The sequence below is a fragment of the Bianquea renquensis genome, assembly GCF_014384895.1.
GTDB classification, from domain to species: Bacteria; Bacillota; Clostridia; order Lachnospirales; family Bianqueaceae; genus Bianquea; species Bianquea renquensis.
Genome location: NZ_JACRSQ010000026.1, coordinates 17,730 through 43,009, shown reverse-complemented (window position 1 = coordinate 43,009; position 25,280 = coordinate 17,730). Strand labels below are relative to the sequence as shown.

The following is a 25,280-nucleotide window of genomic DNA, read 5'->3' as shown; positions in this document are numbered from 1 at the left end:
TGCTACAATGTCCATGGCGATTGAGACCTTTCGTTAGGGTGTTGTTGTGGTGACTCTATTCTAACAAACTCTATCGCCTTTTTCTATACCCTTGGTCTCACATCTATTGTAACGCTACAATAGGATGAAGAAAAATTTTAAAAATAGTGTGTACATTTAAGGAAAAATAGTATATAATAAACTATCACAGATAATAGAACTTGCTCGCAGCGATGGTGCGAGACATAGAGGAGAAATGTAGTGACAGGAAGAGTACCATATCCAAATCCATCAGAGAGAAGCTGCCACCGGCTGTAAGCAGCTTTGGGAGGCCGATATGGGAAGTGCGCCCTGGAACAGGTCTGGTGAGCGATGGCAAGCCGGACACGGCGGCGGCCGTTGTGACGCAGGAGCATCCGGTGAACATTGTGCCGGAAAGAAGAGTGGAACCGCGGTGAAACCGCCTCTTTATGAGGCGGTTTTTTTTGCGAAAATCCGCCGCAGGGCGGACATAATCGTGTTAAAGGAGGGCATGGGGATGAAACTGCGAGAATTTTTGCATGAACAATTTGCGGTCATAAAGGAAAAGGACCCCGCGATCCGGTCGCCGCTGGAGGTCTGGCTGTACCCAAGCTTTCGAGTCCAGCTCAGCCATCGTAGAGCCCACAGACTCTACCAGAAGGGACACTTTTTTCGGGCTCGCTGGATCTCCCAGCGCGCCAAGCATAAGACGGGGATTGAGATACACCCCGGGGCAACCATTGGGCGGCGTCTATTCATTGATCACGGTGCCGGTGTCGTCATTGGAGAGACGGCGGAGATCGGGGATGATGTGACGATCTACCAGGGGGTTACGCTGGGAGGCACCGGAAAGGAAAAGGGGAAGCGGCATCCGACCATCGGAGATGGTGTATTAATCAGCACTGACGCCCAGATTCTAGGTTCGTTCCGGGTCGGCAGTCACTCGCGGATTGGAGCCGGTTCCGTTGTCCTATCGGAGGTGCCGGATGACTGTACCGTTGTCGGAATCCCAGGTCATATCGTCAAGCGGGGAAATAAGCGCGTGGACCCGGCGAAAATGTTGGATCAGGTCAGCCTTCCCGATCCGGTGGAGATGGAGATTTGCCGGCTGCGAAACCAGCTGGCCAAGTTAGAGCAGCAGCTGCAGGAGAAAGGACTCTTTGAAGGAGACCCGCTGCCTGTGGAGGACTGCGGTCACGCAAAGATGAAGGAAAGAAAAAAGGAGGAAGCATAATGAGAGTATACAATACCCTGTCAGGCCAGCTGGAAGATTTTCAGCCCCAGGAGGAGAAACAGGTCAAAATGTATGTGTGCGGTCCAACGGTGTACAATTATGTGCATATCGGCAACGCCCGCCCGATGATTGTATTTGACACAGTACGGCGATACCTGGAGTACAAAGGATACGAGGTCACCTATGTGCAGAACTTCACGGATGTGGACGATAAAATCATCGCTAAATCCAACGAAGAGGGGATCTCCGCGGAGGAAGTGGCCAACCGCTATATCAAAGAGTATTTTACCGATGCCGACGGACTTGGAGTCAAACGGGCTACAATTCATCCCAGAGTGACCAGCGAGATCGAGGGGATCATCCAGATGATACAGCAGTTGATCGAGAAAGGGTTTGCCTACGAAATGGAGGGAACGGTTTTCTACGACACCAGCGCCTTTGCCGGGTATGGAAAGCTGTCGAAGAAAAACCAGGAGGAACTGGAGGCTGGCGCGAGAATCGCCGTGGATGAGGTTAAAAAACATCCCATGGATTTTGTTCTGTGGAAACCGAAGAAACCGGGTGAGCCTGCCTGGGACAGTCCCTGGGGAGAGGGACGGCCCGGTTGGCATATCGAGTGTTCTGTCATGGCCCGAAAATATTTGGGGGATACCATTGATATCCATGCCGGAGGAGAAGATCTAGTCTTTCCCCACCATGAAAACGAGATCGCCCAGAGCGAGGGAGCGACGGGAAAACCATTTGCTAAATACTGGATGCACAATCGGTTTTTAAACATCAACAACCAGAAGATGTCGAAATCCCTCGGAAACTTTTTTACCGTGCGGGAGGTTGCGGAACGCTATGGCTATGACGCCATTCGTTTCTTTATGTTAAACGCCCATTATCGGAGCCCTGTCAATTTCAGCGCAGAGCTGATGGAAGCCGCATGCAGCTCGCTTGAGCGCATCCGGAGCTGCTACGGAAACCTAAAGTATTTGGAATCAACAGCCCAGAACCGGCCGCTGACAGAGCAGGAAAAACAGTGGATTACAGATGCTGCGGAATATCAAACAAAGTTTGAAGCGGCCATGGACAATGACTTTAATACGGCGGATGCACTGGCGGCTATCTTTGAGCTCGTCCGGTTTGCCAATACGAAGGCGGAAGCATCCTCCAGTCCAGAATTTTTAGCAGCTCTCGCAGAGCAGCTGGGAAGGCTTATGGAGATGCTTGGTTTTACAGTGGAGGTGAAGGAAGAACTGCTGGATGAGGAGATTGAGGCGCTGATCGAGCAGCGTCAGCAGGCGCGCAGAGCGCGCAATTTTGCCTTGGCAGACGAAATTCGGGATACATTGAAGGAAAAGAGCATTGTCCTGGAAGACACGCGAGAGGGCGTTCGATACAAGCGAGTATAGGGGAGACGACAGGGTTGGACGAATTTTTTAATACGATTCGAGAACAGGAAGCACCTCAGAATTGGAAAGCGCAGCAATGCTCTCCCATTGCATTGGCCTTTCTAGGGGATACGGTATTCGATCTCTATCTTCGGACAAAGCTGGTTTTGACAAGCCGTGTCTCAGCCAACGCCATGCACCTGAAGGCATCTTCTTATGCGAAGGCGGCCTCTCAGGCAAGGATGATGCATGCCATTGAGGAGCGCTTAACGCCGGAGGAACATGGAATATATCGCCGTGGGCGCAATGCAAAACCTCTCAGTGTCCCCAAAAATGCGAAGCTCTCAGATTATAAGGTGGCAACCGGTTTCGAGGCGGTCCTTGGATATTTGTTTTTGGAAGGACGGGATCAGCGACTGACGGAGATTATTGAAGCCGCTATCGCCAGTATGGACAGAAAGGAGTAGATGCATGGAGAACATGAACCAGACCATCGTTGGCCGTAACGCTGTGATGGAGGTCCTTCGCGCCGGGCATCAATTGGATCAGATTTACGTTCAGCGGCCACCCCACACGGGGTCGCTGAACAAGATCCTGGCGCTGGCAAGAGAGGGAGGCGTGCGGGTTCGGGAGGTTGGAAAGGACAAGCTGGATCAGTTGGCCGGAGGAGAGAATCACCAGGGGGTTGTGGCGTTGGCTCTGGCCTACGCCTACACGGATGTCTCTGATATTTTGGCACTGGCAGAGAAGAAGGGGCAACCCCCATTTTTGTTAGTCCTGGAGAGCATTCAGGACCCTCACAACCTGGGGGCGATTCTGCGGAGTGCTGATGCGGCGGGAATCCACGGCGTTATCATTTCAAAGCGCAGGGCGGTGGGACTGACAGCGGCGGTGGCCAAAACAGCGGCGGGGGCATTGGAATATGTTCCAGTGGCCCAGGTGACAAATATCTCCCGGACACTGGAGGAGCTAAAGAAGAAAGGCATTTGGACCGCGTGTGCGGATATGGACGGGGACCCCATGTACGCGAGAGATCTGACGGGGCCGCTGGCCCTAGTCATCGGAGGAGAACATGAGGGCGTCAGTCGCCTGGTCCGGGAGACATGTGACTTTGTCGTTTCAATTCCTATGAAGGGGGCTATCAGCTCATTAAACGCATCGGTGGCCACAGCCGTATTGCTCTACGAAGCTTTGCGGCAGCGCGATTGGCATCAAAACCAGTAAAGGGAGTATAACCTGCATGCAGTCATCCAAAGCGGAACTACTAACAGCAAAATCAGATGAGGAGCTCATTGTGCTGGCTTGTCATCAGGATGCGGATGCCATGAGCACTCTGCTGGAACGATACAAAGATTTCGTTCGAATCAAGGCACGACCCTATTTTCTCATTGGCGCTGACAGGGATGACGTGATTCAGGAGGGAATGATCGGCTTGTATAAAGCGATCCGCAGTTATGAGCCGGACAAGCATACCTCCTTCCGCAGCTTTGCGGACCTGTGCGTGACCCGGCAGATTATCACAGCAGTGAAAAGTTCAACCCGGCAAAAACATGCGCCGCTGAATATGTATGTCTCTTTGAACAAGACGGTCAACGAGGAGGACGAGAAAGAGACAAGCATACTCGACCTTTTAACCGCCAAAGAGATCGTCAACCCGGAGGAGATCCTGATCGGTCAGGAAGATTTGGCGGAGATGCAGAGAAAGATGGATAAGCGATTGAGCGGCATGGAAAAGAAGGTTTTGACCTACTACCTGGAAGGGCTGGATTATCAGCAGATTGCCATAACAATGGGAAAAAATTCAAAGTCCATTGACAATGCGCTGCAGAGGATCAAACATAAGGTTGAAGGGATCCTTCGAGATCAAAATAGCTGAAAGGCCGCCAAGTATCCCACCCCGATACCAACCATCCCACAGCTCTTGACTTTCGGGCCTCCTATAGTATAATAGAATCAGTGCTAACAAAGAAGGGAGTGAACGTGAGTGGACATGATTTGGGTCTATATATGGATTGGCGTTATCGTCCTGACCGTCGTGACAGAAGCTGCGACCATGGGGTTGACTTCCATCTGGTTTACCTTTGGAGCGCTGGTTGCCTGGATCATTGCCATGTGCGGCGGCCCACTATGGCTGCAATGGCTGTGTTTCGTCGTAGTGTCTGGATTGATGCTGGCCTTCACAAGGCCTTTGGCGGTTAAATATTTGAAACCGAAGAAGGTTGCGACCAACGTCGATGCCCTGGCAGGCAGAGAGGGAAAGGTGGTCACAGAGATTCAGCCGATCCAGGGGACCGGTCAAGTGAAGGTTGATGGCCAGATCTGGTCGGCCAAGGTGGAGAATACGGATGTCAATCTGCCTGTTGGCTCGCTTGTTGAGGTGCTCCGAGTTGAAGGCGTCAAGTTGGTTGTCAGGGCGAAGACGGCGGAAGAATAAGGGTACGCTCTGCTAGACAAATAAAGAGGAGGATATAGCATGGAAATTTATATTATTATCGGTGTTCTGTTGCTGTTGATCATTATCGTGGCGGCAAATGTGAGAATCGTGCCACAGGCGAATGCATATGTAATCGAACGCCTGGGGGCGTTCAAAGGAATCTGGAGCGTCGGATTGCACTTCAAGATGCCATTTTTTGACCGAATCGCGCGCAAGGTCAACCTGAAGGAACAGGTTGCGGATTTCCCACCACAGCCGGTTATCACGAAGGATAATGCGACAATTCAGATTGATACGGTAGTCTTTTTCCAGATTACAGACCCGAAAGCCTATACCTACGGCGTGGAGAAGCCCATGATGGCTATCGCAAATCTGTCCGCGACGACTCTCCGAAATATTATCGGTGATTTGGAGTTGGACGAAACTTTTACATCCCGTGACATCATCAACACCAAGATGCGCACGATTTTGGATGAGGCAACGGATCCATGGGGAATCAAAGTCAACCGTGTGGAAGTGAAAAATATCATTCCGCCAGCGGAGATCCAGCAGGCGATGGAAAAGCAGATGAAGGCGGAGCGCGAGAAGCGAGAATCCATCCTTCGCGCTGAGGGTACGAAACAATCCCAGATCCTTGTGGCGGAAGGTAAGAAGGAAGCCATGATCCTGGAGGCGGAAGCGGATAAACAGTCGGCCATTCTTCACGCGGAAGCCAAAAAGGAAGCGCAGATTCGCGAAGCGGAAGGTGAAGCGGAGGCGATCATGAAAGTACAGCACGCTACGGCGGAGGGACTTCGGATGATTAAAGAGTCCCAGCCGGACACGGGTGTGATTTCAATCAAGAGCCTGGAGGCATTCGCAAAAGCAGCGGATGGAAAAGCGACGAAGATCATTATCCCGTCGGAGATTCAGGGGCTGGCAGGCTTGGTTAAGTCCGTTGTGGAAGTCGGCAAGGAGGATGTACCGAACGCGTAATTGCAATTTGCGGAGAGGATGTTGGCGGCACAGTCGGTTGACATCCTCTTTTTTGATCCTCTGTGGTTTACACAGGAAGAGGAGAGGGCTTGAGATTTTATTACCGCTAAAATAGCAGTGTGGAGGTAACAATGGCAGAGATTAAGTATGAAATTCTTGAAAAAATTGGGGTCTTGACAGAATCTGGGCGCGGATGGCGCAAAGAATTGAATTTGATCAGCTGGAATGACCGGGCGCCCAAATACGATCTGAGAGAATGGTCACCGGACGGAGAGAAGATGGGAAAGGGAATCACCTTATCAAAAGAGGATTTGGTTGCACTAAAAGAGATTTTGGACCGAATGGATCTATAGAAAGCGTGTGCCTGTATGGAAGTGAGAGCACATAGAAATCGTTTGACAACCGACGATTTTGGAGTATAATTAGGAGAGAAATTGGATCCATCATTTGAGGAGGATGAATATGCGTTTTTTTATTGATACAGCCAACGTCGAAGAAATCCGGAAGGCGGCCAAAATGGGATTTATCTGTGGCGTCACGACGAATCCTTCCCTGATTGCGAAGGAGGGGAGAGATTTTTCTGAGGTGATCCAGGAGATCACGCAGATCGTAGATGGGCCTATCAGCGGAGAAGTCATAAGCCTGGATGCGGCGGCAATGATCGAGGAGGGCCGGCAGATCGCTAAGATCCATCCCAATATGGTAGTCAAAATCCCCATGACAGAAGAAGGGCTTGAGGCGGTCAGCGTTTTGTCAAGAGAAGGAGTTAAAACGAACGTGACCTTGATTTTTTCCTCGACGCAGGCGCTCTTGGCGGCTCGTGCAGGCGCAACATATGTATCGCCTTTTTTAGGACGGTTGGATGATATCAGTACGGATGGTCTACAGTTGATCGCGGATATTGCAGAGATCTTCTCTGTCCACGAAATTGAGACGCAGATCATCGCAGCCAGCATCCGTCACCCCATGCATGTTATCGAGTGTGCGAAGCTTGGCGCCCATATTGCAACAGTGCCCTACAAGGTTTTTCAACAGATGATCCAGCATCCGTTGACGACGGCCGGAATCGACAAATTTATGGCGGATTGGAACTCCGTATATACCAAATAAAGAGAAATGCGATATAAAAAAGGGTTGTCTCAGAACGATATAAAAATCGACTTGAGATAACCCTTTTTCTGTGAATAGGACAACTTGCTCTCCGTCACAGTATAAGGAAATCAGCTTAGTCGGCAATTTTTAATCCTGCCTGAGCTGCCATTTCCTTTATATTTTTCTTTGACACCTTATGCCCTTTAAATTCGATCAAATCTTCAAGGTCGCCGGTAAAAATATCGGCGGGTTCATACTTGCGAAGTATGATCATTCCGTCATCAACAAAAATTTCCAGTGAATCCTTTACGTCGATTCCTAAGGTGCGACGAATTTCGATGGGAAGTACAACTCGTCCTAGCTCATCAACCTTTCGAACAATTCCCGTTGGTTTCATCATCTCGACAACTCCTTATCTAAGCCATTTATCGTATCATCCACTGACCAGTGAGGCGAACTGTCAGCTGATGGTTTTGAATACAGTTGTCATTATATCTTAAATGTCAAAAAATGTCAACGAATAATTTCCATTTTTCTGGAAAATATTCGACAAATTGGAATTTCTTTCGACGAAAATTTGACCACCATTCCTACCTGGAAAAGCAAATAATCCTCTCGACTCTTTCATATAATGGGAAAAGAACGTGTTGAAGAGGTGCCTTAATGTTGAACAAGATATGGTCGGGGATGATTTTGCTTAGTGTTATTGTTGCCGCGTTTACAGGCAATATAGGCGAAGTTGGGACGGCTGCGATTACTTCCTCAAAGGAGGCAATCACCCTAGGGTTGACACTTTTAGGTGTCATCTCTCTGTGGACGGGGCTGATGCGAATCGGTGAGGATGCCGGTATGATGGATGGATTGGCAAAGAAAATGAAGCCGTTGCTCCGCTGGCTGTTTCCGGATGTGCCGGATGACCATCCCGCACAGAAGCATATCGCAACGAATTTTATCGCCAATCTTCTTGGACTGGGCTGGGCGGCTACGCCTCCCGGGCTGGAAGCGATGAAAAGTCTCCAGACGCTGAATCCTGATAAGCAAAGAGCCAGCAAAGCTATGTGTACATTTATGATTGTGAATATGTCGTCCCTGCAGCTGATTCCGATCAATATGTTGGCTTATCGGGCGCAGTACGGCTCTGCCAATCCATCGGAAATCGTGGGTCCGGCGATCCTGGCCACGCTGATTTCCACTCTGGTGGGCGTCGCATTTGCAAAAATTATGGAACGGGTTGTCCGGTAGGAGGGATACGATGCGAGTGATTAATATGATATCGGACTTAATGATTCCTCTCATCTTCGTTGGAATTATTACCTATGGATTGGCAAAGCGTGTCAATGTATTTGAAAGCTTTTTGGAAGGGGTTATGGATGGGTTTCAAGTCGTCGTGAAAATATTGCCGACCTTTTTGGGATTGGTGGTGGCGGTGGGAATTTTGCGGGCATCCGGGGCTCTCGAGCTTATTACCATGGTTTTGAGCCCTTTCAGTGAATGGGTGCATTTCCCGCCGTCGCTGATCCCCATAGCCCTGACAAAATTCGTCTCCTCGTCGGCGGCGACAGGGCTGATTCTGGATTTATTTAAGGTGTTTGGCCCGGATTCCCTGGAAGGACGCATGACATCGATTATGATAGGCTCAACGGAGACGATCCTGTATACGATGTCGGTTTATTTTATGGTGATCAAGGTAAAGGATACCCGGTATACACTATCTGGAGCTATCGTTTCCAATCTAGCAGGTATTGCCGCTTCGGTGGTCTTGACTTACATACTGTTCGGCGCATAGACAGCGGGCAAGCCATATGTTAAATAAGAATGGCATTCCTGTAAATTAATTCGAAACGCTATTGATTTACACGCTTTTATTTGCTAGAATAAGAAAAATAAAAAAGATACGAGGGAGCAAATGTATGGGCGATGATCAGGAACAAAAGCTCCGCGATGAGCGATATATGGATGAAGCGCTTGCTCTGGCAAAGCTTGCGTATGAACAACAGGAGACACCCATCGGTGCAGTGATCGTGCATGGAGATACGGTTATCGGAAGAGGCTATAATCTGCGCAATACAGCAGGCAACCCATTGCGGCATGCAGAAATCGACGCGATCCGTGAGGCGGCGAGCTATCTGGGGGACTGGCGGCTGGAACAGTGTACGATCTATGTGACGCTGGAGCCGTGTCCCATGTGCGCCGGCGCCATTGTACAGGCGAGAATTCCACGCGCGGTGATCGGCGCCATGAATCCGAAGGCGGGATGCGCCGGATCGATTCTCAATCTCTTACAGGAACCGAGCTTCAATCATCAAGTGGAAGTGGAGTATGGGGTTCGGGAGATGGAAAGTATGCAGATGATGAAGAGCTTTTTTGCTGCACTTCGTCAGCGGCATTCAAAAGAACAGACGGAACAACATAGGGAAGAGTGAGCAAAATGAATAAGCCAAGAAAAGTCCCTGTTACCGGGGTTATCGACGTAGGAAGCGGGTTTATGGAATTAAAAATCGTCCAGATGACGGAGGGCGGCCGATTTCAGGTCCTTGAGGATGTGGTCAAATCCCTCGCCATAGGCCGGGACACCTTTTCACTTGGAAAACTGAGCCCTGCCATGGTGGATGAGATCTGCAACGTGCTCTCAGGATTCCGGCAACTGCTGCGGGACTATCATGTTCGAGTCTTTCGAGCCGTTGCCACCAGCGCGGTGCGGGAGGCGAAAAACCGCGATTATGTGTTGGATCAGATCCAGGTCCGCACGGGAATCGGCCTGGAGGTGCTCCATAACTCCGAAGAGCGGTATCTCACGCAGCTGGCGGTACGCCATGTGATTCCAGAGTATGCAAAATTGAAGGCAGCGGGTCTCTTGACCATGGACATTGGATCGGGAAGTATACAGATCGCGGCTTACGATGACAGCGGTCTCGTCTACAACCAAAATATTAGGCTTGGCTCCCTTCGGATCCGGCAATTACTTTCTTCTGTCGAAGAGAATTCCCTTCAATTTCCCAAAGTCCTGGAGGAATATATCATTAGTCACATCGATCAGCTGAAACGACAGAATGTAAAAGAAAATTACCACTATCTCATCGCCACCGGAGGAGAGATGGAGATGGTGCGGCGGCTCTGCCCGGGAAAGGAAGCGGATTTGGACATCGCTTCCATCGACCGGGATCAATTTGATGCCTTATATGAGACAATGCTGTACAAATCTTCAAGGGCCATAGCGGATGAATATGGGTTGGAATATGAGCGGGCAGAAATGCTGATTCCGACGATGATGCTGCTGAAAACCTTCTGGAAGATGACCGAGTCTCAAAAGCTGTATTGTCCCTATGCCGGCTTGCTGGATGGGATTCTGTGGGAGTTAAATGTCCAGTACGGGACGAAACAGGAGGAGAACCTAGATCATGAGATCTTGTCCTATGCCCGCGTGTTAGCGGAACAATACCATTACGACAGAGATCATGTGGCGGATGTGGATGGAAAGGCGATGATGATTTTTGATCATCTGGCTCGTTCTCAGAGATTGGGTGCCCGCCACCGTCTTCTTCTGAAGACGGCGATTCTTCTCCATGATACGGGAAAATATATAAACTTGACAAATCATGCCGTGTGTTCTTCCTATATCATTCAATCCTCTGAACTCATTGGGCTGACGGAGGAGGAGCAGGCGATGATCATGATCATCGCCCGGTATCATGAAAATGGAGAGCCCACCATGGACGACCCGGATTACCTGGGATTGGGGAAGAAGAATCGAGTGGCGGCTGCCAAACTGATTGCCATCATTCAGCTGGCCAATTCTCTGGATGCCAGCCATAAGCAGAAGTTGGATCTAGTGTCCGTTCGCTCGGAGGAAGGAAATTTTATCTTGCGAGTCCGGGCGGGGGAGGATTTTTTATTGGAGCACTGGATGTTTCAGAAGCACAGTGAGTTTTTTCGGGCGGTTTTCGGGTTACAGCCGGAATTGAAGATGAAGAGAGGGAACATGTGATGGAGGGAAACGTCTTTTATAAACCGGAGTATTTCATCAGCCGGGAGCTGAGCTGGCTGGAATTTAATCAGAGAGTTCTGGAAGAAGCGAAGGATACCAAAAATCCACTCTTGGAGAGGGCCAAATTTCTTGCCATTGTCACCTCCAATCTAGATGAATTTTTTATGGTGCGGGTGGGCTCCTTAAAAGATCAGGTGGAGGCCGGGTATACGAAAGAGGATGCCGCGGGTCTATCACCTAAGCAACAGCTCAAGCGAATTTCCCAGCGGGCGCATTTGATGGCGGAGGAACAGTACAATACCTATAGCCGGTCCATACTGCCCCAGCTGAAGAAGGAAGGCATTTTGATTCTTCCGAAAAGGCAACTGAAAAAGGAGGATCTGCAATATTTAGAAGGCTATTATAAAACCAATATCTATCCGGTCCTGACTCCTATGGCGGTAGACCCGGGGCGGCCATTTCCGCTGATCTTAAATCGCAGCTTAAATATTGCAGTTTTTTTGGAGCGGACGAAAGAAGAGCAGATCTTCGCCACTGTGCAAGTCCCCTCTGTTCTGCCGCGCCTGATTTCGCTCCCAACGAGGGATGCCTTTGTCTTGCTGGAAGACGTTATCACCATCTTTTTAGATACCCTTTTTCCAAAGCAAACCGTCACAGCCAGCGCCTGCTACCGTATAACCCGCAACGCAGACCTGACCATCCAGGAGGAGGAAGCACAGGACTTATTGGAAGAGATCGAAAAGTCTTTGAAGCGCCGCCGCTGGGGACAGGCTGTAAGGCTGGAGATCGCCTCTGACGCACCGGCCGAGATTGTATCCTATCTGCAAGATGCGCTGGAAATTGCAGAGCGGGATGTCTACAGCATACCGGGCCCGCTGGATCTGGGATTTATATCCAAGCTGGCGAAGCTAGAGAAATTCTCCCACCTGCAATATGCTCCCCTGCGTCCCTGTACGCCCCGGGATCTTTTGGGGGAGGACGATATTTTTGCCGCCATTGCGAAGAAAGATATTCTGCTACATCATCCCTATGAATCCTTTGCGCCTGTGGTCCAATTCGTGGAGCAGGCGGCTTGCGATGAAAATGTGCTGGCGATCAAACAGACACTGTACAGGGTAAGCGGCCAGTCTCCCATAATCCGGGCGTTGGCCAAAGCGGCGGAAAACGGAAAACAGGTAACGGTTCTGGTGGAAGTCAAAGCCAGATTCGATGAGGAAAATAACATTCATTGGGCGAAGCGTTTAGAGCAGGCGGGCTGCCACGTCATCTACGGCTTAGTTGGATTGAAAACCCACTGTAAGATCACGTTGGTGGTCCGAAGTGAGGAGGATGGGATTAAGCGATACGTCCATATGGGCACGGGAAACTACAACGATGTGACAGCGAGGCTGTACACGGATATGGGATTTTTTACCTGTAAAGAGGCCTATGGCGCCGATGCGTCGGCTTTATTCAACAGTTTGTCCGGCTATGGCGATCCCCCGGAATTCTTTAAGGTCGCCACAGCTCCATTGGGGCTTCGAAAGCGGTTTCTAGCGCTGATCCATCGGGAAAAGGAACATGCGCTAAAGGGTCAGGACGCCTTCATTGTGGCAAAGATGAATTCCCTCCTGGATGCTGAGATTATCGCGGCTTTGTACGACGCCTCCTGTGCAGGTGTCCGAATTGAACTCATCGTTCGAGGAATCTGCTGCCTCAAGCCCGGAATTCCTGGTGTATCAGACAATATCCGAGTCCGGAGCATCGTGGGATGGCTTTTGGAGCACAGCCGTATCTATTACTTTTCCAATGGCGGACATGAGGAGATCTATCTCTCCAGCGCGGACTGGATGCCGAGAAATCTAGACCGCAGAGTAGAACTTCTCTTTCCCGTGGAGGGCGCTGTACACATGGCGCGTCTAAAGAAGATACTGGAGGTGCTGCTGACGGACACGCAGAAGGCGCGGATCATGAATCAGGAAGGCGGCTATGAGAAGGTTGACAGACGCGGGAAGCCTGCTCTGAATGCCCAGGAGTATTTTTACGCGTTGGCGGTGGAAGAGGAAAGAAAGTATCATGTGGAGAATAAACCGCCTGTCTTTCAGCCCATGAAGTAGCGGACCGCCATGATCCTGTGCTCTTTTGACAAATTTAGCAATTGCCTCTTCCTTTTTGACGTCAAATGTATTATAATAGGATAACGTTGGCTGCTGGGATTTCCCGCCCAGCATTGCCAATATAGACAACTGAATATACGGAGGTATGGAAGCATGGAAGGGAAACAGATTGTCACACTTATCTTTTTAGTTGCCTTCGTGGCTATCATGGTTGGGATTGGGTTGCTCAGCATGAAGCGGACGAAAACGGTGGGAGGATTTCTTCTGGGCGGTAGGAAAATGGGAGCATGGATGTCCGCCTTCGCATATGGAACCTCGTATTTTTCCGCAGTCCTATTTATCGGCTACGCTGGAAAGAATGGGTGGAATATCGGCATATCCGGGGCATGGATTGGGATTGGAAATGCAATCTTAGGAAGTTTTCTGGCGTGGAAAATACTCGCCAAGCGGACAAGGCGCATGACCCATCGCCTGGACGCCAAGACGATGCCGGAATTCTTTGAAAGCCGCTATCAGAGCAAGGGGATGAAAATCTTTACGGCCTGTGTCATCTTCATCTTTTTAGTTCCCTACTCCGCGTCGGTCTACATGGGACTCGGCTATCTGTTTGACGCAGCATTTCCTGGCGTGTCGTACAACTACTGCATGATCTTCATCGCAGTGGTCACGGCGGCATATCTGGTCATGGGAGGATATGTGGCCACAGCGGTCAATGATTTTGTCCAAGGGATCATCATGATCGTCGGAGTGATTCTCATGGTTGTGGCCATTATTGTGAATCCTGTTGTCGGTGGACTGTCAGAAGGAATTCAAAAGCTGGAGGCGATAGACGCCAATTTAGCTTCGATTTTTGGCGGTAAGAATTGGAAGACGCTTTTGACTATGATTATGCTCACCAGTTTCGGAACCTGGGGGTTGCCCCAGATGGTCCATAAGTACTATGCAGTTAAGGATGAGCGCTCCATCTCAAAGGCTATGATCATTTCCACGATTTTTGCGCTGCTGATCTCCGCAAGCGCGTATTTTGTCGGAAGTTTTGGGCGCTTATATCTTAACAATACATTGCCGGAAGGCGGCTATGACGCCATTATGCCGTCAGTCCTAGTCCAGGCTTTAAGCGGCGGTGCCGCGACGCAGGTCATCTTCAATGTGATTCTTGTACTGGTGTTGTCCGCCTCTATGTCCACGCTGGCATCCATCGTCCTCACGTCCAGTTCTGCCATCTCCATCGATCTTGTGAAGGGATTTTTCTGTAAGAATATGCAAGACAAGAGTTCCCTGCGTTTGACTCGGATCTTATGTTTGCTGTTCGTCGGTGTGTCCCTGATCATTGCCATGCAGAAGCCAGCGATAATCATTACGCTGATGTCATTCTCATGGGGAACCGTGTCCGGAGCTTTTATTGGCCCGTTTCTGTGGGGACTCTACAGCAAAAGGATTACGAAGACTGGAGCCTGGGTCGGGATGTTGGCCGGTTTTATTTGCTCTGTGCTCTGTATGACGGTTTCCGGTTTCAATGAAGCGCTGTCGCCCCTCTTTGGCGTAATTTCCATGGCGATCTCCCTGGTGGTAACGCCGGTGGCCAGCTGTTTTGGACAAAAGTACGACGCTGCGTTTTTGGAGTCCGTTTTCGCCGGCCCGGGGGAAGAAATGACGGAAAAAGAAGGACAGCTATAGGGCAGTGACCGGACATATCGGCGGTATCGGATGTCAGACAATCAGGATTACACGCTCTCAGACCTGTCGAAGACAGGTCTGAGAGCGATTACGGCAGTAAGGGGGATGGAACAGGATGTTCTTCAATGAGTCAATCGAACGCATGGGACACGATGAAATGCGGGAGATTCAGATTAAAAAATTAAGAAAAGAGGCGGCGTGGGCCTACGCTAACGTTCCATTTTATAAGGAGCGATTCGATGAAGTGGGGATGAACCCGGCCCAGATCAGCAGCCTTGAGGAGTGGGCGCAATTTCCGTTTACGGTCAAGACGGATCTCCGGGATCATTATCCCTTTGGTCTGTTCGCGGTTCCAAAGGAAAAACTGGCGAGAATCCATGCGTCCTCAGGCACGACGGGAAAGCCAACTGTTGTCGGATACACAAAGCAGGACTTAGAGAATTGGTCCGAGTGTATGGCAAGGCTGATTGTCGCCGCTGGCGGAAGTAGCCAGGACATCGTGCAGATCTCCTTTGGCTATGGCCTGTTTACAGGAGCCTTTGGCCTCCACTATGGAATGGAGAAGGTGGGAGCGGCCGTAGTCCCCATGTCCAGCGGGAACACGGAAAAACAGATTATGCTGATGAAGGATTTTGGCTCGACGATTCTTATCAGCACGCCGTCCTACGCACTACATATGGCAGAGGTTATGGAAGAGATGGGGGTCACAAAGGATGAGATCTCCCTTCGATTGGGTATGTTCGGGGCTGAAGGCTCAACGGAAGAAATGCGCCGGGAATTGGAAGAGCGGTGGGGCATTCTCGCCACGGAGAACTATGGTCTGAGCGAGGTCATGGGACCTGGTGTCTCGGGCGAGTGCTACTGTAAAAAGGGAATGCACATCAATGAGGATCACTTTCTCATCGAGATCGTCGATCCAGCCACGTTGGAGCCGGTGCCGGATGGCCAATGGGGTGAGGTGGTGATTACAACGCTATCCAAGGAGGCACTGCCGATGTTGCGGTATCGGACCAAGGATATCAGTCGAATCATTACTGAAGAATGCGAATGTGGGCGAAAAACAAGGCGGATGGAGAAGATCCGGGGGCGAAGCGACGATATGTTGATCATCCGGGGAGTCAACGTTTTTCCATCTCAAATTGAAAGTGTCCTGCTCAATATCAACCAGGTGAGTCCCTATTATCAGCTGATCGTAACCCGCAAGGGGTATATGGATTTGATGGAGGTTCAGGTTGAACTGGCGGATGCGGCGATGCTTGATCAGTTCCAGAAGCTGCAAGCGTTGGAGGCGGAGATTCGCCATAAGCTGCGCACGATCCTAGGTCTAGACGCGAAGGTGCGGCTTGTAGAGCCCAAATCGATCGAGAGGACGACTGGAAAGGCAAAGCATGTGATCGACCTGCGAAACGGAGGCAATTGAATTCATGCCGCGATGGCGGCAGCGTGGAGGTAATACTTTGAAAAAACAGTTGATGTTAGGCAATGAGGCTGTGGCGAGAGGAGCATACGAGGCGGGATGCAAGGTCGTATCCTCCTATCCCGGCACTCCTAGTACGGAGATAACCGAATTTTCCGCCAAATATTCCGAAATCAAAGCGGAGTGGGCGCCAAACGAAAAGGTTGCCATGGAGGTTGCGCTGGGCGCGGAGCTGGCTGGCGGCAGAGCGATGACCGCGATGAAACACGTGGGAATGAACGTTGCGGCGGATCCTATGTTTACAGCGGCGTATACAGGCGTCAACGCGGGACTGGTGATCTGTGTGGCGGACGATCAGGGGATGCACAGCTCGCAGAACGAGCAGGATTCCAGGCACTATGCCAGGTCGGCAAAACTTCCCATGCTGGAACCCTCCGACAGCCAGGAGTGTAAGGATTTTGTGAAAAAGGCGTTCGCATTCAGTGAGCAGTTTGATACCCCCTTTCTGCTGCGTCTCTCCACGCGGGTGTCCCACTCACAGAGCCTCGTCTCTGTCGAGGAACGGGAAGAACGGGATCTTCGGCCCTACAAGAAGGAAATTCCCAAAAACGTTATGATGCCAGCCATGGCAAAAGGACGGCATGTGGTTGTGGAGAAGCGCATGGAAGCCCTCGCGGCCTTCTCCGATGAAACAGACCTGAATGCCATTGAATACGGAGATAAAAAAATCGGAGTCATTGCGGCCGGCATCGCGTATCAATATGCCAAGGAGGCTTTGGGGGACAGAGCTAGCTATCTGAAGCTGGGAATGATTTATCCCCTTCCGGAGCGAAAGATCCGGGATTTTGCAGAGTCTGTGGAGATTCTTTATGTCATCGAAGAGTTAGATCCTGTCATTGAGGAGCAATGCCGTGCCATGGGTCTGCGAGTGCAGGGAAAAGAGCTGTTCAGTCTGTTGGGGGAATACACGTCCAGCGCCATCCGCAAAGTCATTCTGGGCGAAGACGGACCGAAGGCCTGCGTGCCCGATCCTTCTGTTGAGGTGCCCATGCGTCCGCCTGTTATGTGCGCCGGATGTCCCCACAGAGGAACCTTCTATACTCTGAAAAAGCTGGGATTGACGGTGACAGGTGATATCGGCTGCTATACCCTGGGCGCGGCGGCGCCTTTGAGTGCCGTCGATAGCGTCGTCTGCATGGGCGCCGGTGTCGGGATGGCCTTTGGAATGGAGAAGGCCGGTGGGGACGAGTTCGCGCGAAAGACGGTGGCGGTCATCGGGGACTCCACCTTCATCCATTCGGGCATCACAGGTCTCATCGACATCGTGTACAATAAAGGCACATCCACCGTGCTGATTCTCGACAATTCCATTACGGGCATGACGGGCCACCAGGACAATCCCCTGTCGGGAAAAACCATCACAGGTGAACCGACAAAACAGGTGGATCTGCTCAAACTCTGCGATGCCATCGGAGTGGAGCGCGTTCGAGTGGTGAATCCCTTCCATCTGGAGGAGCTTGAGAGGGTGCTGAAAGAGGAGGTCGCAGCGCCGGAGCCTTCGGTTGTGATTGTACAGAGTCCCTGTGCGCTTCTCAAATATGTAAAACATCCCGGACCGCTCAAGGTCAACCCGGATCAATGTAAATCCTGTAAGCGCTGTATGGCCATCGCATGTCCAGCGATCTCCATGGGAGACGATAAAAAAGCGGTGATCGATTTTACCCAGTGTACAGGGTGTGGGCTGTGCCAGAAGCTTTGTCCGTTTAACGCCATTGGAAAGGAGGACGCGTGATGGAGACGAAAAATATTATGATCGTAGGCGTGGGTGGCCAGGGAACACTGCTGGCTAGCCGTGTCCTAGGGCGCGTTCTGCTCACAGAGGGCTACGATGTGAAGATTTCGGAAGTCCATGGCATGTCCCAGCGGGGCGGAAGTGTCGTCACCTACGTCCGCTATGGGGAGAAGGTATACTCGCCCATCATCGATCCGGGCCAAGTCGACTTGCTGCTGGCCTTTGAACAGCTGGAAGCGTACCGCTGGCTACCCTACCTCAAAGCGGATGGCCGGATGGTCGTAAATACCCAGAAGCTTTCCCCCATGCCGGTTATCACAGGCAGTCAGAAATATCCCGCGGGACTTCCAGAAAAGTTGCAGGAGGCGTGCGAGGGAGTCATCTTGATGGATGCCCTGTCCCTTGCGAAGGAAGCGGGGAATACGAAGACTGCCAATGTGGTTCTGCTGGGACGGCTGGCCAGGGAGATGGAGATTTCAAAGGAAGCGTGGGTGACAGCGCTCCGGGAGATTGTTGCGCCAAAATTCATCCAGGTCAACAAAAAAGCTTTTGCGCTGGGATACCAAGAAAATTAAACATAGATGGAGGAAAGGATTGTGGAATATCGCTATTTTCAACCGGAAATTGAGACAATGGACCGGGAACAGATGCGCAAGCTGCAGGGGCAGAAACTCCATGAGCTAGTGGAATGGACTTACGCGCGGGTCGAGCACTATCGCAAGAAGATGGACGCTATCGGGGTTAAGCCGGACGATATTCAGACCATCGGCGATATCGCCAAGCTGCCCTTTACCACGAAGGCGGACTTGCGGGACACGTATCCCACTGGCATGTTCGCCGTGCCCAACACGGAGATGGAAAGGATTCACGCCTCATCTGGGACAACTGGAAATCCAACGGTTGTCGGCTACACGAAGGGAGACATCGAGAGCTGGTCGGAATCGGTGGCGAGATGCCTTGTGGGAGCTGGGGCGACGAAAGATTCGGTTTTACAGGTATCCTATGGGTATGGCCTTTTCACCGGCGGGTTGGGGCTACACTATGGCGGCGAATATTTAGGCGCCACGGTCATCCCCACGTCCACGGGCAACACAGCAAGGCAGATTCGCCTGATGAAGGATTTAGGAACGACCCATCTGGCCTGCACGCCCTCCTACGCGCTCTACCTTGCGGAGGCCATTGAGGAGGCCGGTCTCTCCATGGAGCAGTTTAAACTCACCGATGGAGTGTTCGGAGGGGAGCCCTGGACTCTGAATATGCGGAGAGAGATCGAGCGCCGTCTCCACATCAAAGCCCATGATATCTATGGACTCAGCGAAATCAGCGGGCCTGGGGTTTCCTGTGAATGTGATGCCCAGATGGGACTCCATGTCCAGGAGGATCATTTCTATCCGGAGATCATTGACCCAGAGACAGGGGAGGTTCTGCCTCCCGGAGAAAAAGGGGAATTGGTGTTCACAACCTTGTCCAAGCGCGGGTTGCCGCTGATTCGGTATCGCACACGGGATATCACCCGCTTGCTGTATGATCGATGCCAGTGCGGCCGGACCACAGTCCGCATGGAAAAGCCCGACGGACGAAGCGACGATATGTTGATTATCCGAGGGGTTAATGTATTCCCGTCACAGATTGAGAGCGCGCTGTTGGAGATTGGAGAAGTGAACCCCTACTATATGTTGACAGTGGACCGCGTCAATAATCTGGATACATTGGATATCGATGTGGAGATGTCGGAGTCCATGTTCTCCGATGAGGTTCGCCGTGTGGAGGACATCGAGAAGAAAATTCGGCAGAAGATCGAAAGTACCATCGGCATTTCCGCGAAGATTCACCTGGTCGAGCAGAAATCCTTGAAGAGAACAGAGGGCAAAGCAAGCCGGGTAATCGATAAACGACATCTTACGTAATCGGCCAAAGGAGAGGAGTGGTATCAATGTTTATTCAGCAGCTATCTGTTTTTGTCGAGAACAGGCCAGGGCGTCTGGTGGATGTTCTGGAGGTACTGGCGGCGGAGGGATTGGATCTAAACGGATTATCCGTCGCGGATACGACGGACTTTGGAATCCTGCGCCTTATTTTGTCGGATCCCGCCAGGGGAGAAAAGGTTCTGAAGGAAAAAGGGTTTATCGTGAAGTGTACAGAAGTCCTCGCCGTGGATGTACATGATTCCCCCGGAGGTCTTTTATTTGCCATCAAGGCCATGAGTTCGGTGGGGATCAGCGTCGAATATATGTATGCCTTTGGAACAAAGCTTTCCAATCATGCCATGGTGATTCTCAAGACAGATGATAACGTGAAAGCCGCCAACACGCTGAAAGAAAGCAATGTGGATGTGCTGAGTGCCATCGAGGTACAGCAACGGTTGAAGAAAGTCTAGGTCTAAGATGCTCCTCATAGCGATGAGGGGCATTTTCTTTTGAAATGCCACTTGACGGACAAAGTGCGCTTTGCTATACTAACAATAGCTTACAGTCGAAGGGTATCAAGGCGGCGATGGCAGGAGGCGCAGATGGAAGAGAAAAGGGGCCGTAAATGGATCGGGTATCTGATAATTGAAGTGCTGCTGGTCATTCCAATTTTGGTGCTGCTGTTTGTCATGGGGCAATTCCTCGACCGAGAACGGGAACAGCAGCGGGAGCGATTGGAGCAATCAGAGTCTTGGGAAGACTCGCAGATCCCTGTGGAGATGGCGGAGGCGCTGTCCGCAGTTCAGAAATGGAGCGCGCCATGAGATATGAAGCCCTAGTGCAAGAGATGAAGGGATTTCTCGGTGCACCGCCCTTGCAGGAGCGGCAGAGACATAGCCTGCGAGTCGCACGGTGGGCGCAACGGCTATGTGCATCCCAGGACGTCGTGGACACGGAACTTGTGGTAACGGCGGCGATCCTACATGATATTGGATACTCAGTTAAAAGAGAAGGGCACAGCCTCCATAGCGCAGAACTGGTTCGGAGGTATGGGAAATCCTTCTCATTTGAGAACAAATCCGATAAATTTTTGCTCAATTTAGAATATATAATTCGAAATCACTCGCGGAAGGAATGGCTACAACGGCGGGATATCCCCTGTGAAGAGGTTCCTTTGGAACTGATTTTGCTCATGGAAGCGGACCTGTTGGACGGGTGTGGCCCTATGTCGATCATGAAGGACTGCTTTTGTGAAGGGCAGCAGGCCTGTCAATCATTTGAGAAGACCTTTAGTCGCATCCGGAGCAATGGGGCGTCCCAGCTGGCCTGTAATCCAATGGTGACGGAGGAGGCAAGGGCATTTTGGCGGGAGCGGCAATGCTTTACGGAGCTGTTCCTTGAACATCTGATCCTGGATCTGGGGAGCGAGATGGAAGTGCCCTTTGACCGGGACCGAGAGGCTCTTGCTTTTATGGAGGATGTCATGCGCGGCAGGGATCTTGTTCCCAACCGCATGGGGATCATTTTTCCTTTTCGTCAGCGGTCCGCTCACATGTGCCGGGCGTATTGGTGGGCCCTTCGCCTCATGTCCTGTCTACAAGAGTCAGAGGCTCTCCGAATGGCGGTTATCTTTCATGATGTGGGGTATTCTGTCACAAGCGATGGCATCGCCCACGCCTATGACAGCAGTCGAATCTGTGCCGAGTATCTGAGAAGAGCTGGGTATGAGGAGACATTTATTCAAAAAGTCACGTGGATGATCGACAGGCATTCGGATAAACGATACTTAACCCGCACAGATAATCCTTTAGAGTTCCAGCTTCTTCTGGAGGCGGATCATCTGGACGAGACAGGGGCTTTGGCCATCCTGTGGGACTGCATGGCGGAGGGGGCAAACCCCAACGTCACGTACGGCGATGCGTATGAGCACATTCTGAAATATAGCGGCCGGATGAGGGAGGACAACCCTCTGAAGACAGAAGCGGCGAGAGGCTATTGGAGCCGCAAGCAAGGCCTGGTGGATCGCTTTATCAAACTGATTCAGTTTGATTTGGAGACGATTGCGATAAATATTAAATGAGGGGGAAGTGCGATGGTTGAATTTTGCAGGGGAGAGAGCAGGGATGAGGAGGATATCTTAGATTTTGCTAACTATGTGTTTAGCGCGGCTCACCAGCCTCATGATTTTCAGACGCTCCTACCTAAAGTTTACGGGAAGGGAGCCGGCGGGGCCGGGTACCATTATCTTGCTAAGGACAATGGAAAGATTAAAGCGATGGTCTGTGTGCTTCCGACAGAGTTTAAGAGCGGAACACAGGTGTTAAAGGCAGGGCTGTTGGGCACGGTCAGCGTTCACCCTTATGCCAGGAAACGGGGGTATATGAAGAAGCTCATGGAGATGGCAGTGGCGGACATGCGGGCGGAGGGATATGCCTTCAGTGCCCTAGGCGGGCAACGGCAGCGCTATGAGTATTTCGGATATGAACCGTGTGGAGTCCAGCTTAATTTCACCGTAACATCCGCCAATATCCATCACCATGTGGGATTTACATCCAAGACAGGTATTCAGTTTGTGCAGGTGGAGGAGACGGATGTTAGCTTGTTGGATCAGGTGTATTCCTTATATCAGAGAAGGGCCATCACAGGGCGCAGGCGGAAGGATTTTTACCGAATCTGCCAATCCTGGCAATCGACATTGTACGCCATCATCAATCATCACCAGGAATGTATTGGCTATGCCATTGTATCCAGGGATGCAGGTCAATTTTCTGAAATTGAACTGGCAGACGTATCCAAACTGCCGCAGGTGTGCAAGGCCTATCTTCAACAGATGAATCGGGATGCGATCCTGATATCGTTGGCCGCCTACGAGCGGAAGAAAATTAGCGTGTTGGCCGAGTTTTGCGAGCGATACGAGCTTAAGACCAACGAGAGTTTTCAGATCTTTGACTACCGGCGTGTCATTCAAATGTTTCTCGAGATCAAGGCGCAGAGCGAAGGTCTGAAGGACGGGCGGTTTCGGCTGGAGATCGAGGGCGAGGCGCCCATAGAGATCCTGGTTCAGGGTCAGAGGGTTCAGATCAGCAAGACGGAGGAAATGCCGGATTTGATGTTATCGCGGAGATCCGCCATGGGGCTGCTGTGCTCGCCAATTTTCGGTTACGGCGCTTACGGCGAGGATATGAGCCGTCTTCCGGCCGGATGGTTCCCGCTGCCTTTGTATATTTCAGGGCCGGATGGCTTCTAAACTATGAATCCCGACATGGAAAAGCCTGCTGTCTCGCGATTGCCGCACTCGCGAGACAGCAGGCTTTTCATTCTTCTATAGCCGGCTCCTTATTCCCCAAAGGAAACGCCCATGTCCCGGGCGGCCTGTACGATCTGGTGATGGGGGGGCACAAGCTTCGTCTTGCCGGCGATGTCTGGCAGCGGGTTATGTCCAACCTTGCCGCCGGTCATTGCCACCGTCTGGCCGTAATTTTCATCCTTGATCAGGTTCGCCGCGTACACGCCAAATTGTGTTGCCAGAAGGCGATCATAGGGAGAGGGACTCCCGCCTCTCTGGTAGTGGCCCGGGACAACCACCCGAGTCTCAAGACCGGTTTGCCCTTGAATCTGATCCGCTAGCTGATAGGCCGTCGAGGGGTAATTGTGCTCTTTCAGGCGAGCCAGACGCTCCTTGCGTTTTAGACTGCTTTCGTCTTGGCGGAAGGCGCCCTCCGCGATGGCGATGATGGAAAAGCTGCGCTGGCGCTCCTTCGTGCGTTTTTCTACCATGGCGATGACCTTCTCTAGGTCAAAGGGAATTTCCGGAAGGAGAATGATATCGGCGCCGCCGGAAACACCGGCGTACAGCGTCAGCCACCCTGCCTTATTGCCCATCAACTCAATTACCATGACGCGCCCGTGGCTGTTGGCAGTGGTATGGATGCGGTCCACCACATCGGTTGCGATATCCACCGCCGTGTGGAATCCAAAGGTGACATCAGTTCCCCAAATATCGTTATCGATCGTCTTGGGAAGACCAATCACGTTCAGTCCCTCCTCGGCAAGGAGATTGGCAGTCTTATGGGTTCCATTGCCTCCCAGGGTGACAAGACAGTCCAACTTCATCTTTTTATAGTTGGCTTTCATAGCCTCCACTTTGTTGATATTGTCATCCTCAATCTTGCGCATATTGCGGTACGGGCGTCGTGAGGTGCCAAGAATTGTACCGCCCAGCGTCAAAATTCCTTTAAAATCATTCTCTGTCATTTCCCGATAATCGCCCTCAATGAGGCCTTTATATCCATCTGCGATGCCGACAAATTCAGCGTCGAATAGTTCGTAGGAAGCACGGGCTACACCGCGGATCGCTGCGTTCAATCCTGGACAGTCTCCGCCGCTGGTCAAAATACCAATACGCCTTTTCATTTCAATTCCTCCTCGATTGTAGATTTCATCTCCCTTATTATAGACCTATTTTTAATTTTTGACTAGATTTTTTTTATAAACCTATAAAGAAGTAGAAAAAGAATTGACAGAAAAGGGGTGGAATGCTATACTAAAAACGAACATATATTCGAACGGAGGAAAACGAATGAACTGGACCCGTGATACTTGGACAGACGAACTCTATGGACAGCTGCTGGAGGATCTGGTGTCAAAGGCGGATGAGGATTACCGGCTCTTCAACAGCAAGTTAATTCCGACAGAGGATACCTCCCTGGGGGTTCGGATACCGGTTCTTCGGAAGATGGCGGTGGAGATTGCGAAGGGAAATGGCGCCGCCTTTTTAGATATCCCCAAGGGAAACTGTCATGAGGAGATTCTGTTGGAGGGATTCGTGCTGGGGCGATATCGCTGCGGCTATGATGAATTTATCAGGCGGACCAACAGCTTTTGTCATCGGTTGACCAACTGGGCCAATTGTGACAGCGTCTGTGCATCCTTAAAGCAGGTGGAGCGCTACAGGGAGGCTTTTTTTCAAAATATCCCTCTGTATTTACAGGCGGAGGCAGAAATCGTCCGCCGGTTTGGCATTATCCTCATGATGAATTATTATTTACAGGATGGGTATATTGATCAGGTGCTGGAGAGAATAGACGCAATTCGGGATGACCGGTATTATGTCAGCATGGCGCAGGCATGGCTATTCGCTACGGCCTGGGCAAAATACAGAGACAAAACTTGTGATTGTATGAGGAAGTCGCAGCTTCCAGATGTGACGATTAACAGAGCCATTCAGAAGATGCGAGAGTCTAACCGCGTATCAAAGGAAGACAAAGAGATGGTGTTGCGCTGGAAACGCTAAAA

At 51.1% G+C, this 25,280-nt stretch carries 26 protein-coding genes and 1 other annotated feature; of the genes, 24 read left to right on the top strand and 2 right to left on the bottom strand.

Features of this window, described 5'->3' with window-relative positions:
• The first annotated feature begins 231 nt into the window (after window positions 1–231).
• Window positions 232–450 (top strand) — a binding site (T-box leader).
• 67 nt (window positions 451–517) lie between these two features.
• The 9 genes from epsC to fsa all read left to right on the top strand — a co-directional run bounded on the left by epsC (window position 518) and on the right by fsa (window position 7,129).
• Window positions 518–1,234 (top strand): serine O-acetyltransferase EpsC, encoded by a 717-nt coding sequence (gene epsC / locus H8730_RS13940; protein WP_177718095.1) that lies wholly within the window; start codon window positions 518–520, stop codon window positions 1,232–1,234.
• Entirely contained in the window at window positions 1,234–2,631 is a 1,398-nt protein-coding gene (cysS, locus tag H8730_RS13935; protein WP_249289998.1) for a cysteine--tRNA ligase, read from the top strand. Before epsC ends, cysS begins: the two co-directional genes overlap by 1 nt.
• Before the next feature lie 14 nt (window positions 2,632–2,645).
• Window positions 2,646–3,077, top strand: coding sequence for a Mini-ribonuclease 3 (locus H8730_RS13930; RefSeq protein WP_177717159.1), 432 nt, complete (start codon window positions 2,646–2,648; stop codon window positions 3,075–3,077).
• Window positions 3,078–3,081: 4 nt separating this feature from the next.
• A complete protein-coding gene (gene rlmB / locus H8730_RS13925) occupies window positions 3,082–3,834 on the top strand; it encodes a 23S rRNA (guanosine(2251)-2'-O)-methyltransferase RlmB (protein ID WP_249289994.1) in 753 nt (250 codons plus the stop codon).
• 16 nt (window positions 3,835–3,850) lie between these two features.
• Window positions 3,851–4,486: an RNA polymerase sporulation sigma factor SigH gene (sigH, locus tag H8730_RS13920; protein WP_177717156.1), complete on the top strand. Its 636-nt coding sequence runs from the start codon at window positions 3,851–3,853 to the stop codon at window positions 4,484–4,486.
• A 114-nt stretch (window positions 4,487–4,600) separates the two neighbouring features.
• Window positions 4,601–5,044, top strand: coding sequence for an NfeD family protein (locus H8730_RS13915; RefSeq protein ID WP_249290004.1), 444 nt, complete (start codon window positions 4,601–4,603; stop codon window positions 5,042–5,044).
• Between the two features lie 39 nt (window positions 5,045–5,083).
• Entirely contained in the window at window positions 5,084–6,019 is a 936-nt protein-coding gene (locus H8730_RS13910; RefSeq protein WP_177717149.1) for an SPFH domain-containing protein, read from the top strand.
• Between the two features lie 131 nt (window positions 6,020–6,150).
• Window positions 6,151–6,372, top strand: coding sequence for a YdbC family protein (locus tag H8730_RS13905; RefSeq protein WP_177717147.1), 222 nt, complete (start codon window positions 6,151–6,153; stop codon window positions 6,370–6,372).
• Between the two features lie 109 nt (window positions 6,373–6,481).
• Entirely contained in the window at window positions 6,482–7,129 is a 648-nt protein-coding gene (fsa, locus tag H8730_RS13900) for a fructose-6-phosphate aldolase (RefSeq protein ID WP_177717144.1), read from the top strand.
• 115 nt (window positions 7,130–7,244) lie between these two features.
• Here the strand turns inward: fsa and H8730_RS13895 are convergent, their stop codons facing one another.
• Window positions 7,245–7,508, bottom strand: a complete 264-nt coding sequence (locus H8730_RS13895) for an AbrB/MazE/SpoVT family DNA-binding domain-containing protein (RefSeq protein ID WP_177717162.1) — start codon at window positions 7,506–7,508, stop codon at window positions 7,245–7,247.
• Between the two features lie 266 nt (window positions 7,509–7,774).
• On the opposite strand from H8730_RS13895, the gene H8730_RS13890 reads away from it, so the two are divergent.
• The 14 genes from H8730_RS13890 to H8730_RS13825 all read left to right on the top strand — a co-directional run bounded on the left by H8730_RS13890 (window position 7,775) and on the right by H8730_RS13825 (window position 23,232).
• On the top strand, window positions 7,775–8,353 hold the full coding sequence (locus H8730_RS13890) for a nucleoside recognition domain-containing protein (RefSeq protein ID WP_177717141.1): 579 nt from the start codon (window positions 7,775–7,777) through the stop codon (window positions 8,351–8,353).
• Between the two features lie 10 nt (window positions 8,354–8,363).
• Complete coding sequence (locus H8730_RS13885; protein WP_177717138.1) at window positions 8,364–8,897, top strand: spore maturation protein; 534 nt, start codon at window positions 8,364–8,366, stop codon at window positions 8,895–8,897.
• Window positions 8,898–9,021: 124 nt separating this feature from the next.
• A complete protein-coding gene (gene tadA / locus H8730_RS13880; RefSeq protein WP_249289991.1) occupies window positions 9,022–9,534 on the top strand; it encodes a tRNA adenosine(34) deaminase TadA in 513 nt (170 codons plus the stop codon).
• Between the two features lie 5 nt (window positions 9,535–9,539).
• Window positions 9,540–11,096, top strand: coding sequence for a Ppx/GppA phosphatase family protein (locus tag H8730_RS13875; protein WP_249289989.1), 1,557 nt, complete (start codon window positions 9,540–9,542; stop codon window positions 11,094–11,096).
• Window positions 11,096–13,192, top strand: a complete 2,097-nt coding sequence (locus tag H8730_RS13870; protein ID WP_177717276.1) for an RNA degradosome polyphosphate kinase — start codon at window positions 11,096–11,098, stop codon at window positions 13,190–13,192. Before H8730_RS13875 ends, H8730_RS13870 begins: the two co-directional genes overlap by 1 nt.
• Before the next feature lie 153 nt (window positions 13,193–13,345).
• A complete protein-coding gene (locus H8730_RS13865; protein ID WP_177717269.1) occupies window positions 13,346–14,869 on the top strand; it encodes a sodium/proline symporter in 1,524 nt (507 codons plus the stop codon).
• A gap of 115 nt (window positions 14,870–14,984) precedes the next feature.
• On the top strand, window positions 14,985–16,289 hold the full coding sequence (locus H8730_RS13860) for a phenylacetate--CoA ligase family protein (protein ID WP_177718252.1): 1,305 nt from the start codon (window positions 14,985–14,987) through the stop codon (window positions 16,287–16,289).
• 52 nt (window positions 16,290–16,341) lie between these two features.
• Complete coding sequence (gene iorA, locus H8730_RS13855; protein ID WP_177718254.1) at window positions 16,342–18,078, top strand: indolepyruvate ferredoxin oxidoreductase subunit alpha; 1,737 nt, start codon at window positions 16,342–16,344, stop codon at window positions 18,076–18,078.
• Window positions 18,078–18,653, top strand: coding sequence for an indolepyruvate oxidoreductase subunit beta (locus H8730_RS13850; RefSeq protein ID WP_177718250.1), 576 nt, complete (start codon window positions 18,078–18,080; stop codon window positions 18,651–18,653). The genes iorA and H8730_RS13850 overlap by 1 nt, the downstream gene beginning before the upstream one ends.
• A 57-nt stretch (window positions 18,654–18,710) precedes the next feature.
• Window positions 18,711–19,985 (top strand): phenylacetate--CoA ligase family protein, encoded by a 1,275-nt coding sequence (locus H8730_RS13845; RefSeq protein WP_249290001.1) that lies wholly within the window; start codon window positions 18,711–18,713, stop codon window positions 19,983–19,985.
• Window positions 19,986–20,011: 26 nt separating this feature from the next.
• A complete protein-coding gene (locus H8730_RS13840; RefSeq protein ID WP_177718246.1) occupies window positions 20,012–20,455 on the top strand; it encodes an ACT domain-containing protein in 444 nt (147 codons plus the stop codon).
• 132 nt (window positions 20,456–20,587) lie between these two features.
• On the top strand, window positions 20,588–20,809 hold the full coding sequence (locus H8730_RS13835) for a hypothetical protein (RefSeq protein WP_177718244.1): 222 nt from the start codon (window positions 20,588–20,590) through the stop codon (window positions 20,807–20,809).
• The gene (locus tag H8730_RS13830) at window positions 20,806–22,065 is read left to right on the top strand and encodes an HD domain-containing protein (protein ID WP_177718242.1); all 1,260 of its coding nucleotides are present in this window, start codon (window positions 20,806–20,808) and stop codon (window positions 22,063–22,065) included. Before H8730_RS13835 ends, H8730_RS13830 begins: the two co-directional genes overlap by 4 nt.
• Before the next feature lie 12 nt (window positions 22,066–22,077).
• Entirely contained in the window at window positions 22,078–23,232 is a 1,155-nt protein-coding gene (locus H8730_RS13825; protein WP_177718240.1) for a GNAT family N-acetyltransferase, read from the top strand.
• Between the two features lie 89 nt (window positions 23,233–23,321).
• Here the strand turns inward: H8730_RS13825 and H8730_RS13820 are convergent, their stop codons facing one another.
• Complete coding sequence (locus tag H8730_RS13820; RefSeq protein WP_177714934.1) at window positions 23,322–24,398, bottom strand: 6-phosphofructokinase; 1,077 nt, start codon at window positions 24,396–24,398, stop codon at window positions 23,322–23,324.
• A 166-nt stretch (window positions 24,399–24,564) separates the two neighbouring features.
• On the opposite strand from H8730_RS13820, the gene H8730_RS13815 reads away from it, so the two are divergent.
• Window positions 24,565–25,278: a DNA alkylation repair protein gene (locus H8730_RS13815; RefSeq protein WP_177714932.1), complete on the top strand. Its 714-nt coding sequence runs from the start codon at window positions 24,565–24,567 to the stop codon at window positions 25,276–25,278.
• Window positions 25,279–25,280: the final 2 nt, after the last annotated feature.

Bases quoted from the DNA above. Each gene is read 5' to 3' on its own strand.
- H8730_RS13860 (WP_177718252.1), top strand. From the start codon at position 14,985: ATGTTCTTCAATGAGTCAATCGAACGCATGGGACACGATGAAATGCGG.
- H8730_RS13830 (WP_177718242.1), top strand. From the start codon at position 20,806: ATGAGATATGAAGCCCTAGTGCAAGAGATGAAGGGATTTCTCGGTGCA.
- H8730_RS13850 (WP_177718250.1), top strand. From the start codon at position 18,078: ATGGAGACGAAAAATATTATGATCGTAGGCGTGGGTGGCCAGGGAACA.
- H8730_RS13840 (WP_177718246.1), top strand. From the start codon at position 20,012: ATGTTTATTCAGCAGCTATCTGTTTTTGTCGAGAACAGGCCAGGGCGT.
- epsC (WP_177718095.1), top strand. From the start codon at position 518: ATGAAACTGCGAGAATTTTTGCATGAACAATTTGCGGTCATAAAGGAA.
- cysS (WP_249289998.1), top strand. From the start codon at position 1,234: ATGAGAGTATACAATACCCTGTCAGGCCAGCTGGAAGATTTTCAGCCC.
- fsa (WP_177717144.1), top strand. From the start codon at position 6,482: ATGCGTTTTTTTATTGATACAGCCAACGTCGAAGAAATCCGGAAGGCG.
- iorA (WP_177718254.1), top strand. From the start codon at position 16,342: ATGTTAGGCAATGAGGCTGTGGCGAGAGGAGCATACGAGGCGGGATGC.
- H8730_RS13820 (WP_177714934.1), bottom strand. From the start codon at position 24,398: ATGAAAAGGCGTATTGGTATTTTGACCAGCGGCGGAGACTGTCCAGGA.
- rlmB (WP_249289994.1), top strand. From the start codon at position 3,082: ATGGAGAACATGAACCAGACCATCGTTGGCCGTAACGCTGTGATGGAG.
- H8730_RS13815 (WP_177714932.1), top strand. From the start codon at position 24,565: ATGAACTGGACCCGTGATACTTGGACAGACGAACTCTATGGACAGCTG.
- tadA (WP_249289991.1), top strand. From the start codon at position 9,022: ATGGGCGATGATCAGGAACAAAAGCTCCGCGATGAGCGATATATGGAT.
- H8730_RS13895 (WP_177717162.1), bottom strand. From the start codon at position 7,508: ATGAAACCAACGGGAATTGTTCGAAAGGTTGATGAGCTAGGACGAGTT.
- H8730_RS13915 (WP_249290004.1), top strand. From the start codon at position 4,601: ATGATTTGGGTCTATATATGGATTGGCGTTATCGTCCTGACCGTCGTG.
- H8730_RS13865 (WP_177717269.1), top strand. From the start codon at position 13,346: ATGGAAGGGAAACAGATTGTCACACTTATCTTTTTAGTTGCCTTCGTG.
- H8730_RS13870 (WP_177717276.1), top strand. From the start codon at position 11,096: ATGGAGGGAAACGTCTTTTATAAACCGGAGTATTTCATCAGCCGGGAG.
- H8730_RS13910 (WP_177717149.1), top strand. From the start codon at position 5,084: ATGGAAATTTATATTATTATCGGTGTTCTGTTGCTGTTGATCATTATC.
- H8730_RS13905 (WP_177717147.1), top strand. From the start codon at position 6,151: ATGGCAGAGATTAAGTATGAAATTCTTGAAAAAATTGGGGTCTTGACA.
- H8730_RS13845 (WP_249290001.1), top strand. From the start codon at position 18,711: ATGGACCGGGAACAGATGCGCAAGCTGCAGGGGCAGAAACTCCATGAG.
- sigH (WP_177717156.1), top strand. From the start codon at position 3,851: ATGCAGTCATCCAAAGCGGAACTACTAACAGCAAAATCAGATGAGGAG.
- H8730_RS13885 (WP_177717138.1), top strand. From the start codon at position 8,364: ATGCGAGTGATTAATATGATATCGGACTTAATGATTCCTCTCATCTTC.
- H8730_RS13890 (WP_177717141.1), top strand. From the start codon at position 7,775: ATGTTGAACAAGATATGGTCGGGGATGATTTTGCTTAGTGTTATTGTT.
- H8730_RS13835 (WP_177718244.1), top strand. From the start codon at position 20,588: ATGGAAGAGAAAAGGGGCCGTAAATGGATCGGGTATCTGATAATTGAA.
- H8730_RS13875 (WP_249289989.1), top strand. From the start codon at position 9,540: ATGAATAAGCCAAGAAAAGTCCCTGTTACCGGGGTTATCGACGTAGGA.
- H8730_RS13825 (WP_177718240.1), top strand. From the start codon at position 22,078: ATGGTTGAATTTTGCAGGGGAGAGAGCAGGGATGAGGAGGATATCTTA.